This window comes from Hymenobacter sp. H14-R3, from assembly GCF_030063445.1.
GTDB lineage: Bacteria > Bacteroidota > Bacteroidia > Cytophagales > Hymenobacteraceae > Hymenobacter.
On sequence record NZ_JASITD010000014.1, the window covers coordinates 139,335 to 150,243 of the forward strand.

General features: G+C 63.5%; 11 protein-coding genes and 1 pseudogene. 7 read left to right on the plus strand and 5 right to left on the minus strand.

Going from position 1 to position 10,909, the window contains the following annotated elements; all coding sequences use genetic code 11:
• Positions 1-89 precede the first annotated feature (89 nt).
• The 7 genes from QMK33_RS14300 to QMK33_RS14330 all read left to right on the plus strand — a co-directional run bounded on the left by QMK33_RS14300 (position 90) and on the right by QMK33_RS14330 (position 8,000).
• Positions 90-311, plus strand: coding sequence for a PID-CTERM protein-sorting domain-containing protein (locus QMK33_RS14300; protein ID WP_283565279.1), 222 nt, complete (start codon positions 90-92; stop codon positions 309-311).
• A 173-nt stretch (positions 312-484) separates the two neighbouring features.
• Complete coding sequence (locus QMK33_RS14305) at positions 485-991, plus strand: cupin domain-containing protein (RefSeq protein ID WP_283565280.1); 507 nt, start codon at positions 485-487, stop codon at positions 989-991.
• A 188-nt stretch (positions 992-1,179) separates the two neighbouring features.
• Positions 1,180-3,393, plus strand: coding sequence for a protein-disulfide reductase DsbD family protein (locus QMK33_RS14310; protein ID WP_283565281.1), 2,214 nt, complete (start codon positions 1,180-1,182; stop codon positions 3,391-3,393).
• Positions 3,393-3,785 (plus strand): DoxX family protein, encoded by a 393-nt coding sequence (locus QMK33_RS14315; protein ID WP_283565282.1) that lies wholly within the window; start codon positions 3,393-3,395, stop codon positions 3,783-3,785. Before QMK33_RS14310 ends, QMK33_RS14315 begins: the two co-directional genes overlap by 1 nt.
• 58 nt (positions 3,786-3,843) lie before the next feature.
• Positions 3,844-4,356 (plus strand): hypothetical protein, encoded by a 513-nt coding sequence (locus QMK33_RS14320; RefSeq protein WP_283565283.1) that lies wholly within the window; start codon positions 3,844-3,846, stop codon positions 4,354-4,356.
• A 78-nt stretch (positions 4,357-4,434) separates the two neighbouring features.
• Entirely contained in the window at positions 4,435-6,474 is a 2,040-nt protein-coding gene (locus QMK33_RS14325) for a vWA domain-containing protein (RefSeq protein WP_283565284.1), read from the plus strand.
• A 125-nt stretch (positions 6,475-6,599) separates the two neighbouring features.
• The gene (locus QMK33_RS14330; protein WP_283565285.1) at positions 6,600-8,000 is read left to right on the plus strand and encodes an APC family permease; all 1,401 of its coding nucleotides are present in this window, start codon (positions 6,600-6,602) and stop codon (positions 7,998-8,000) included.
• A gap of 58 nt (positions 8,001-8,058) precedes the next feature.
• Here the strand turns inward: QMK33_RS14330 and QMK33_RS14335 are convergent, their stop codons facing one another.
• The 5 genes and pseudogenes from QMK33_RS14335 to QMK33_RS14355 all read right to left on the minus strand — a co-directional run.
• Positions 8,059-8,781 (minus strand): DUF92 domain-containing protein, encoded by a 723-nt coding sequence (locus QMK33_RS14335; RefSeq protein WP_283565286.1) that lies wholly within the window; start codon positions 8,779-8,781, stop codon positions 8,059-8,061.
• A 102-nt stretch (positions 8,782-8,883) separates the two neighbouring features.
• Positions 8,884-9,399 (minus strand): GNAT family N-acetyltransferase, encoded by a 516-nt coding sequence (locus QMK33_RS14340; RefSeq protein ID WP_283565287.1) that lies wholly within the window; start codon positions 9,397-9,399, stop codon positions 8,884-8,886.
• A 98-nt stretch (positions 9,400-9,497) separates the two neighbouring features.
• A complete protein-coding gene (hemB, locus tag QMK33_RS14345) occupies positions 9,498-10,493 on the minus strand; it encodes a porphobilinogen synthase (RefSeq protein ID WP_283565288.1) in 996 nt (331 codons plus the stop codon).
• A gap of 73 nt (positions 10,494-10,566) precedes the next feature.
• Positions 10,567-10,764, minus strand: a complete 198-nt coding sequence (locus QMK33_RS14350) for a hypothetical protein (protein ID WP_283565289.1) — start codon at positions 10,762-10,764, stop codon at positions 10,567-10,569.
• Between the two features lie 45 nt (positions 10,765-10,809).
• Positions 10,810-10,909, minus strand: a pseudogene (locus QMK33_RS14355) (IS5/IS1182 family transposase); the annotation flags it as partial.

Sequence of the window (10,909 nt, forward strand, 5' to 3'; positions counted from 1 at the left end):
GCCCTGAAAAAACTCTTCTCCGGCCCGGGTCCGCGTTGGAAAAGGATGGTTTTTTGCGCATAATCCTCTCTCCTTCAGCTGGTATTAACATGAAAAAACAAGCAATCTTAAAAGGTATGGGTGCCGCGGCTGTGGCCCTCTTGCTCACCACTGGGGCAGCCCATGCCCAGGCCGACACAGGTGGCCCGGCGCCCACGCCCCAGGCCCCCGACCCCACGGCCGTGCCCCTCGATGGCGGCGCTTCGCTGCTGCTGGCCAGCGGCGTGGCGTTTGGCCTCAAAAAGCTGCGCGACCGCCGCCGGGCGCGCTAGCGGGCTTTAACTAGTCAGGCAACACTATCCAAGCGCCGGTTCTTCCTTCGGGAGGGGCCGGCGTTTGGGGTGTAAAAGCGGCTACTTGGTGCCTGCGAGTAACTTTACGCCCCGCTGCTACCACACTGGCGGGCAGCAAATCACCTTCGGTTAAAAAATCATCACTTTCGCCCATGGCAGCCTCCGACCCTCAGAAAGAACAACTTTTCCAAGACATCGCTGCCCGCTTGGCCGAACAAGGCTTTCGGGTAGAGCGCCAGGATGCCAGCCGGCCCTGGGGCGGCTTTTTTGTGCTCGATGAGAGCCAGGCCCAGCAATTTGCCGATGTGTACTTCAATGGCCTCGACGTGGCCAAGCTGCGCATTTCGGGCCAGCTGAGCCCCAAGATTCTGCTCGTGGCCCCGCACCAGCGCCTGAGCTGGCAGTACCACTTCCGCCGCGCCGAAATCTGGCAGGTGGTGGAAGGCCCGGTGGGCGTGGCCATCAGCGACACCGATGAGCAGACGGAGGTGAAATCGTACCAGCCCGGTGAGCGCATCGTGCTCAAGCAGGGCGAGCGCCACCGCCTGGTGGGCCTGGCCGGCTGGGGCGTGATTGCCGAAATCTGGCAGCATACCGACGCCAACCAGCCCTCGGACGAAGACGACATCGTGCGCGTGCAGGACGACTTCGGCCGCTAAGCCCCCGCGCAATGTAAAACGGAGTGGCACTCCGTTTCCGCTAGAACGAACTCGTTCGCGCGGAAACGGAGTGCCACTCCGTTTTACATCTCCGCCAAAACTGCCAGCTTGCCGCCGCTGTTACGGAGGCTATTGTGCCCGACCTTTACGCCTCGTATTTTCCTGGCAGCCAAGGGCTGCTATTCGTTATGTTAAAAACTATTGTGCGCCGCCCCGCTGCCTTGTGGCTGGGCTGGCTGTTGGTTATATTATTAGGTATCAGCCAATTAGCGCAGGCCCAGATTGACCGCCCTGTTACCTGGAAATTTGCCGCCCAGCCGGGCGCGGCGGCGGGCGAGGCCACGCTCACGTTCTCGGCGGCCATTGCCGGCAACTGGCACATCTACTCGCAGTTTATCGAGGAAGGCGGCCCCGAGCCCACGAGCTTCAAGTTTACGCCCTCGGCCGATTACGAGCTGGTGGGCAAGGTGACGGAAAGCCCCGAGCCGGTGAAGGCCTTCGAAAAAGCCTTTAACATGAACATCGCCTACTTCCCCAAGCGGGCGGTGTTCAGCCAGAAAATCCGCCTCAAGGCCTCGCAAGCCACTGTGAAGGGCACGCTCACCTTCATGGTCTGTAACGACGAAAAGTGCCTGCCGCCCGATGACCTCGATTTCAGCATCGACGCCAAAGGCGGGGCCGCCGCCACGCCCGCCGCCACGCCCGCCAAAGCCGACGTAGTAGCTGCTGCGCCAGCTACCGCAGCTGCGCACATTCCTAAAATGCTGATGACTACGCCGGTAGTTGCAGCAGATGCTGGGGTTGATACGGCGGCTACCCTGGCGGCCACTACTACCGCCGCCCCCGTAGCGGCAGTAACCACCGAGGCGGCCCCCACCGCCACTACTACCACCGCCACTACTACCACCGCCACCGTGGCGCAGGCCGCAGCCGCTCCGGCCAACAGCCAGTCGATGTGGGGTATCTTTTTGGCCGGCTTTCTGGGCGGGTTGGCGGCCCTTATTATGCCGTGCATTTTCCCGCTGTTGCCGTTCACGGTCAGCTACTTTACCAAGGGCGACCACTCGCGCGGGGTGGCGGTGGGCCGGGCCAGCTTCTACGGCCTGAGCATCATCTTCATCTACGTGGCGCTGGGCTTGCTGGTGACCGTCATTTTCGGGGCCGATGCCCTGAACAACCTGGCCACAAGCGGTGCGTTCAACCTGGTCTTCTTCGCTTTGCTGCTGGTGTTTGCGGCCTCGTTTCTGGGTGCGTTTGAGCTGACTTTGCCCAGCTCGTGGATTAATAAGACGGATACCCAGGCCGATAAGGGTGGCCTGGTGGGCATCTTCTTTATGGCGGCCACGCTGGCGCTGGTGTCGTTTTCGTGCACCGGGCCCATCATTGGTACGCTGCTGGTGCAGGCCGCCGCTACCGGGCAGCTGCTGGGGCCGGCGGTGGGCATGCTCGGCTTCTCGTTTGCGCTGGCGCTGCCGTTTACGCTGTTTGCCCTGTTCCCGTCGTGGATGAAGGCGCTGCCCAAGTCGGGCGGTTGGCTGAACTCGGTGAAGGTGGTACTGGGCTTTCTGGAGTTGGCGCTGGCCCTGAAATTCTTGTCGAATGTAGACCTGGCCTACCACTGGCAATGGTTTGACCGTGAGGTATTTCTGGCGCTGTGGATTATCATTTTTGCCATGCTGGGCTTTTACCTGCTGGGCAAAATCCAGTTCTCGCACGACAGCGACCTGCCCTACGTGTCGCTGCCGCGGCTGTTTATGGCCATCATCGTGCTGGCCTTCACCACCTACCTGGTGCCCGGCCTGTGGGGCGCGCCGCTGCAAGCCGTGTCGGGCTTCCTGCCCCCGCAGCACACCCAGGATTTTGACCTCTACACGCCCACGCTGGGCGGCGGCAACGCCACCGGCCCGGCCACCGCGCCCCACGCGCAGCACAAGTACGGCGACGTTTTCCACGCTCCGCTGGGTCTCGATGCGTACTTCGACTACGACGAGGCCCGCGCCTACGCTCAAAAAGTCAACAAGCCGATTCTCATCGACTTCACCGGCAATGCTTGCGTAAACTGCCGCAAAATGGAGGCCTCCGTGTGGCCCGACCCGCGCGTGCTGCAACGCCTGCGCAACGACTTTGTGCTGGTGCAGCTCTACGTAGACGACAAAACCGACCTGCCCGCGGCCGAGCAAACCGTGTCGAAATTCAGCGGCAAAAAGCTGAAAACAATCGGCAACAAGTGGAGCGATTTCCAGGCCACCCGCTACAACGCCAACTCGCAGCCCTTCTACGTGCAGCTCGACCCCGCCACCGAGCGCGTGCTGGCCACCCCGCAAGGCGCTAACTATGACCCCGATAACTTCGTGCGCTTCCTCGATAGCGGCTTGGCGGCCATGCGCGCCGGCCGCCGCTAGTGGGGGCTAATGCCGCGGCCCCCGGCGGCCGCCCCTGGCTGCGGTGGCTGCTGGCGCTGGGGTTTGTAGGGGCTGGTACGCTGCACGTTATTCACCCCGAAACCTACCTGCGCATTATGCCGCCCGCCCTGCCCGCGCCCCGGCTGCTGGTGCTGCTGAGCGGCGTGGCCGAGGTGGCGGGCGGCCTGGGCCTGCTGCTGCCCGCCACCCGGCGCTGGGCCGCCTGGGGCCTGCTGGCGCTGCTGGTAGCCGTGTTTCCGGCCAATGTGCACATGCTGCAACTGCATGAGCAGCTGCACATTCCGCAGTGGGCGCTGTGGGCGCGGCTACCCTTGCAGCCCCTGCTGATGTGGGCCGTATGGCGGGCCGGTAATCCTGAATCGGTGAGCTAATAGGCTTACCATAAAGTAGTTGCAATTTATGGTAGGTAAGCCGCTACTGCTAAGTAAGTTGGTCACGCAGTACAAAGAATGGCTGACCGCTACGTACTCGCCACCAGACATCGAAGCGCTCCGGATAGACGCTGCGGGTTACCCCGCGTGGACTGAGATAGAACGCTACGTTGCGCAGCTACTGGCACAGCAGCAGCTTGCCTCGCTTAGCCACGCCGACCAGGTAAATCTGCTTTACCTGATTGCACGCAACTGGGACATTGGTAGCCTGATTGGCTGGCTCTCGCCCACCCCGGGCAGTCCGCTTTCCAACGTGGGAGACTTAGCGGTCACCGATTTTTTGCGGCTGGCTACCACGGTTGTCACGCTCAAACACCCGGCACTTACCGATGCCAAGTACCAGTTTGCGGCAGCTTGCCGAAAGTTCAGCGCCCTAACCAAGGAGCTAGAAACGGTGCTACATGCGTTCTGCCAAGACCCCGACGCGTACACCCGTAGCCAAGCTGAGCAGTCACTCAGGGCGCTGGGGTACGTGGGACCGCTGAGCGCTGTTACTGAAGAAGGGCAGTAACCCCAAGAAACATCTTGTGCAATTGCGGGCGCTCCGGCATCAGCAGGGTAAGTATCTCACTTACTCCTCGCCGTTGCCATGAAAAAGCTTCTCCCCGCGCTGCTCTTGCCCCTTGGGCTGCTAGCCGTTGGCTATCCCGCTGTTGCACAGCAGCCTAAGTCCATCGTGCCCGTCAGCGCCGCCACCCGCACCCTCACCGGCCGCGTAACCGATAGCAAAGGCCAGGGCCTGCCCGGTGTTACGGTGCTGCTCAAAGGCACCCGCCTCAGCACCAGTACCAATGCCGACGGCCGCTACGTGCTAGCCGGCCTGCCGGCACAGGGCGCGCGTCTGCTGTTCAGCTTCGTGGGCTTCACCACCCAGGAGGTGGCCGTGCCCGCCGGCTCCGCGCCGCTCAATGTGGTGCTGCGCGCCGACAACAAGACGCTGAGCGAGGTGGTGGTGAGCCGGAGTACCCGTGCGGCCGGCGCGCCCCGGCCCTCGGCCAAATCCCGGCCGCTGCCTGCCCCCAGGATACTATTTACCAGGCCGCAGGTTTCTACCCAGGCAATGCCCGACCAAGTGGAGCTGGCCGACCAGTCGGCTCCCCCGCAGGTTGAATATTATACCAACGCCACGCCGCCCGTTGCCGCCTACCCCGCCCGCGCCGAAGCGGGGGCCGGCGACACCTACGCCAAAATCAAGGAAAACGCCTTTCACCCCGTCGGCAACGAGCCGCTGAGCACGTTTTCGCTCGACGTGGACAATGCCAGCTACAGCAACGTGCGGCGCTTTCTCAACGAGGGCCAGCTGCCCCCGCGCGATGCCGTGCGCGTCGAGGAAATGCTCAACTACTTCCGCTACGAGCTGCCCGCGCCGGCCGCCAATGCCGCGGCCCCGGTGCGCATCAGCGCCGAGCTCAGCGACTGCCCCTGGGCCGCCGGCCACCAGCTGGCCCGCATCGGTATTCAGGCCAAGAAAATCGAAACCGCCAGCCTGCCGCCCGCCAACCTGGTGTTTCTGGTCGATGTGTCGGGCTCGATGATGGACGCCGACCGCCTGCCACTCATTCGCAGCGGCCTCAAGCTGCTGGTGCGCCAGCTGCGGCCCCAAGACCACGTGGCCCTGGTGGCCTACGCCGGCGCGGCCGGCCTGGTGCTGCCGCCCACCGCCGGCTCGCAGCAAAACACCATTCTCGAAGCCATCGACCGGCTCGAAGCGGGTGGCTCCACGGCCGGCGGCGCGGGCCTGCGCCTGGCGTACTCTACCGCGCAGCAGCACTTTAAAAAGGAGGGCAACAACCGCGTGATTCTGGCCAGCGATGGCGACTTCAACGTGGGCGAAAGCTCCGATGCGGCCATGGAGCAATTGATTGTGAATCAGCGCGAAACAGGCGTGTTCCTGACGGTGCTGGGCGTGGGCCGCGGCAACCTGCACGACAGCCGCATGGAGCTGCTAGCCGACAAAGGCAATGGCAACTACGCCTACCTCGACAACCTCGACGAGGCCCGCCGCACGCTGGTGGCGCAGTTTGGCGGCACCCTGTTCACGGTGGCGAAGGATGTGAAGCTGCAAGTCGAGTTCAACCCCGCCCGCGTGGCCAGCTACCGCCTCATCGGCTACGAAAACCGCCTGCTGGCCAACGAAGATTTCAACAACGACCGCAAAGACGCCGGCGAGTTGGGCGCGGGCCACACCGTAACGGCCCTCTACGAAATCGTGCCCACGGGCGCGGCCAGCCCGTTGGTAGATAAGCTTAAGTATCAGCCCACTACCTACCAGCCCGGCCAGGATGTGCTGGCCCGGTCGGCCAGCCTCACCACCGAGGTGCTCACCGTGAAGCTGCGCTACAAAGAGCCGCAGGGCAGCACCAGCCAGCTGCTGGCCCAGCCCCTGGCGGGGGCGGCGCTGCCCATCTCTCAAGCCTCAGTAGACCAGCAGTTTGCCGCCGCCGTGGCTGAGTTTGGCCTGCTGCTGCGCCAGAGCGAGCAGCGCGGCACCGCCACCTACGCCAGCGCCACCCAGTTGGCCCAGGCCGGCCGCGGCCCCGACGCCGACGGCTACCGCGCCGAGTTGCTGCGCCTCGTGCAATTGGCCGAAGGCCTGGCCCCAGCCGGCCAAACCGTAGGCGTGCGCTAGCAGCCCCACCCCCTGGCCCCCTCCCCTGCCGGGGAGGGGGAGCCACGGCGGCCCACTGAAATCGTTTGGCTCTCCCTCCCCCGCAGGGGAGGGGGCCAGGGGGTGGGGCTGTACCTTCGCCCTCTATGTCGCAACCCTCTTTACAGCGCCGTTTGGGCCTGGTGCAAGCCACGGCCCTCAACATGATTGACATGGTGGGCATCGGGCCCTTCGTTACGCTGCCGTTGGTCATGGGCTTTATGGGGCCTAACTTTCTGCTGGCCTGGCTGGTAGGGGCGGCCCTGGCCGCCATCGACGGCCTCATTTGGAGCGAGCTGGGCGCGGCCTACCCCGAAGCGGGCGGCTCGTACCGCTTCCTCAAGCTGGCCTACGGCGAGCAGAAATGGGGCCGCTACATGTCGTTTCTCTACGTCTGGCAAACGCTTATTCAGTCGCCGCTGGTGCTGGCCTCCGGGGCCATCGGCTTTGCCCAATACTTCGGCTACCTCGTGCCGATGACCGAGTGGTGGCAGCCCAAGCTGGTGGCCGGCTCGGTGGTGCTGCTGCTCATTGCGCTGCTCTACCGCCGCATCGAGGACATTGGCAAGCTCGGCGTGGCCCTGTGGGTGGGCGTGCTGAGCCTCATGGGCTGGCTGATTTTTGGCGGCCTCACCCACGCCAATCACCCGGTGGCCTGGCTGCCGGCGGGCGGCGTAGGCAAGCTGCCCGGCCTGCTCATTTCGGTGGCCATGGGCCAGGCGGCCGTCAAAACCATCTATTCTTACCTCGGCTACTACAACGTGTGCCACCTGGGGGCTGAGATAAAAGGCCCCGAGAAAGTCATTCCGCGCAGCATTTTCCTGAGTATCCTCGGCATTGCGGCGCTGTATCTGTTGCTCAATTGGAGCGTGGGCACGGTCATCGGGTGGCAGGAGGTGCAGGGCTGGCAAGCTGGGGCCAGCGACAAGTCGCAGTTCATCATCAGCGTGTTTATGGAGCGGCTCTACGGGCCCACGGCCGCCAACATTGCCACCGGCATGGTGCTGCTGGTGGCGTTCGCGTCGCTATTTGCGGTGCTGCTAGGCTACTCGCGTATCCCCTACGCCGCCGCGGCCGATGGCGAGTTCCTGCCCGTGTTTGGTAAGTTGCATCCTACCAAGCAGTTCCCCTACGTGTCGTTGCTGCTGCTGGGCGGCGTGGGCTTCGTGTTCAGCCTGTTATTTCGGCTGGGCGAGGTTATTTCGGCCATCCTGGCCATGCGGATTCTGGTGCAGTTTGTGGGCCAGGCGGTGGGGCTCGTGTTGCTGCGCCGCCGGCGCGGCACGGCCTCGCTGCCCTTCAAAATGCCGCTCTACCCGCTGCCCGTCATCCTGGCCGTTATCGTGTGGCTGTTCGTATTCGCCGGCATTGCGCCGGCCGAGGTAACCTGGGGCGGGCTGCATTTCAAGCTCTACTTCCAGATAGCCGCGCTCGGTATGATGGCCGTGGGCACGGTAGCCTTCCTGCTCTGGAGCCGTAGGGAGGCTAAGTGGCCGTTTGTGAGGTAGCAGTGGCTTATGTGCAGCCCCAACCCCGCAGAGGAGGGGCCGGGGGTGGGGCTACTCGCTACCCCAGCCACCACGTCAACCCGCCCGCCACCAGTGCACCGGTCAGCGTGTTAAGGAAATTAACCGCGTTATTAGCGAGGTAGCCGCGCCGCTCCACCGTGGCCCCCAGCACCGAATCGGCCAGGTTGCCGGCCGTGCCCGCCACCAGCAGCCACCAAAAGGCCGGCCCCCAGCCAAACCCCAGGCAGTAAGCGGCAGCCAGCAAGGCGGTGCCGGCCAGCCCCAGGGCCGTGCCCTCCAGGCTCACCACGCCGTTGAGGCCGCGCGTACCAGGCCTGAAGGTGAGGATGTTGTAGTAGCGCCGGCCACACACGTTGCCCAGCTCCGAGGCCAGCGTATCGGCAGTGGCGGCGGCAAAGCTACCGGCCAGCATCAGGCGGGCCAGCGGCGCGGCGGGGGGCCACTGCCAGGCCAATAGGCCCAGCAGGCCCGCTACGCCGGCATTGGCCAGCACCTGGCCGGCCGTGCGGCGGCCCCGGTTTTCTTCGGCCAGCCCGAGGCGGCGCTTGTCGGCCACGCGCCAGCTGGAAGCGGCCGTGCCCAGGCCAAAAAACAGGCCCAGCAGGGCCAATCCGGCAAAGCCGCTGCCCAAAAAAATGAGTAGCCCCAGCGCACCGCCCGTCCAGGCGGCGGCCGTGGTCAGCTTGCCCGCCCGTACGCTATATGCCATGCCCAGGCCGAGCAGCCCCACCACCACGCCCAAACGGAAAAAATCAGTCATGCCAGCAAAATACGGTGCTTACAAGGGCCGGTCCGCCGGCTTTTTCAGCCGGCCGACCGGGGCAACTGCCCACTCGGGTCCTAACCAGCGAACTACGCCCAGCTATGCCAACTGCTTTTCGTAGCAAAAGAACCGCAGTCCCGGCCGAAACGCCAGCTTTATCTCGCCCGCAAACCGGTAGCCCAGCTTCGGAAAAAGCCGTTGGGTGGCCGCGTTCTCCGAGTTGGTATCCACGCGCAACGTGCGCATTCCCAGCACGGTAGCTTCGTGTTCGGCCTGGCGCAGTAGTGCGGCGGCCACGCCCCGGCCCTGGGCGGCGGGGGCCACGGCCAGCCGGTGCGTTACCAGGGCCGGCACAGTGGCATCCCAGTCGGCGTCGGCGTATTCGGGGTCCTGGTCCTGGGTGAGGGCGGCCACGCCTTCGAGGTCGCCGAGGCGCTCGGCCACCCACAGGTGCTGCTGCGCAATGTCCTGCCGAAAAACTTCCTCGTTCGGGTACTCGCTGGTCCACTGGTAGTTACCGCTGGCATTCATCAGCGGCACCACGGCACGCACCAACGCCACGATGGCCGGCAAATCGGCCACCGTGGCGCGGCGGATGGTTAAGTCTTGCGTCATTTTTTGGAGCTGTTAGCTTAAAGCTGTTAGCCATTAGTGGCTGGCTGTTGGCCCTTTCTCAGCGGAAAAAGCTACCAGCTGACAGCTATGGCTAATAGCTAATTCAACCGGCGCAGCACTTCGGCCGCGTCCTTGGCGAAGTACGTCAGAATGGCGTCGGCGCCAGCGCGCTTAATGCTCATGAGTACCTCCATCATGGTTTTTTCGCCATCAATCCAGCCGTTTTGGGCGGCGGCTTTTACCATAGCGTACTCGCCGCTCACGTTGTAGGCCGTCACGGGCAAGTTGGTGTGGTTCTTCACTTCCCGAATAATGTCGAGGTAGCTCAGGGCGGGCTTAATCATCACCATATCAGCCCCTTCGGCCTCGTCGAGCTGGAGCTCACGCAGAGCTTCCAGGCGGTTGGCGGGGTTCATTTGGTAGCTCTTTTTATCACCCTTTTTGGGGGCCGAGTCCAGCGCATCGCGGAATGGGCCGTAGAAGGCCGACGCGTACTTGGCCGTGTAGCTCATGATGCTGACGTGCGAGAACGCGTTGCGGTCCAGCACGTCCCGAATCCAGGCCACGCGGCCGTCCATCATGTCGCTGGGCCCGATGATGTCGGCCCCGGCGCGGGCCTGGGCCAGCGCCATCTGGCCCAGCACTTCGAGGCTGGCATCGTTGAGAATCTCGCCCGTTTCCTGGTTCACCACGCCGTCGTGGCCGTCGGAGGAGTAGGGGTCCATGGCCACATCAGTCATGAGCACCACGTCCGGAAACTGCCGCTTGATGTCGGCTATCGTCTTGAGGTACAGCCCATCCATGTTAGTCGATTCGCGGGCCAGCGGGTCTTTCAGCGCGTCATTAATGCCCGGAAACGGCGCAAACGAGTGCACGCCCAGTTCCACGGCCGCCCCAATTTCGTCGATAATGCGGTCGGCCGAGTAGCGGTACACGCCGGGCATCGACTTCACTTCGAGGCGCTGGTTCTGGCCTTCAATAATAAAAACGGGGTAGATAAAGTCGTGGGCCGTGAGGCGCGTTTCCTGCACCATGTCGCGGATTACCTGCGACTTACGATTGCGGCGGGGCCGGTTCGTGGGGATAATAGGCATTAGAATACGGTAAGCTGAATGAATACTGCGGTGGCCCGAAAGCCTCCTTTGTAACAGGCCGCGCTGGCCTTGGTTACGGAACCGCCGAGTTGCTGACGATGCCCCAGCCCGTGAGGAAACTGCATAAGCTCAGCAGCAGCAAGGCTGCCCCTATCCCCAGCAGGCCACCCAAACTCACGCCTAGCACTGCCAGTAGCCCCAGCAATATCGTGCCGTTGAAGCGAATGCGGGTGTGGCTATCGTTGCTGAGCGCCCCAAATAACCCGAACATTTTAACAATCAACTACTTAGTGCCTATCCGAATAGGGAAACAGCGTCACCCAAAAAGACAATTGTACCACGTAATTCGGGCGCAGGCAAAATGGAGCATGGCCAGGTAGTTTTCCGGCTTTTTGGCCCAGCGGATGAGCAGGTGG

Excerpts from the sequence above, each read along its gene's own strand:
- QMK33_RS14330 (WP_283565285.1), top strand. The coding sequence starts at position 6,600 with ATGTCGCAACCCTCTTTACAGCGCCGTTTGGGCCTGGTGCAAGCCACG.
- hemB (WP_283565288.1), bottom strand. The coding sequence starts at position 10,493 with ATGCCTATTATCCCCACGAACCGGCCCCGCCGCAATCGTAAGTCGCAG.
- QMK33_RS14340 (WP_283565287.1), bottom strand. The coding sequence starts at position 9,399 with ATGACGCAAGACTTAACCATCCGCCGCGCCACGGTGGCCGATTTGCCG.
- QMK33_RS14325 (WP_283565284.1), top strand. The coding sequence starts at position 4,435 with ATGAAAAAGCTTCTCCCCGCGCTGCTCTTGCCCCTTGGGCTGCTAGCC.
- QMK33_RS14305 (WP_283565280.1), top strand. The coding sequence starts at position 485 with ATGGCAGCCTCCGACCCTCAGAAAGAACAACTTTTCCAAGACATCGCT.
- QMK33_RS14350 (WP_283565289.1), bottom strand. The coding sequence starts at position 10,764 with ATGTTCGGGTTATTTGGGGCGCTCAGCAACGATAGCCACACCCGCATT.
- QMK33_RS14300 (WP_283565279.1), top strand. The coding sequence starts at position 90 with ATGAAAAAACAAGCAATCTTAAAAGGTATGGGTGCCGCGGCTGTGGCC.
- QMK33_RS14310 (WP_283565281.1), top strand. The coding sequence starts at position 1,180 with ATGTTAAAAACTATTGTGCGCCGCCCCGCTGCCTTGTGGCTGGGCTGG.
- QMK33_RS14335 (WP_283565286.1), bottom strand. The coding sequence starts at position 8,781 with ATGACTGATTTTTTCCGTTTGGGCGTGGTGGTGGGGCTGCTCGGCCTG.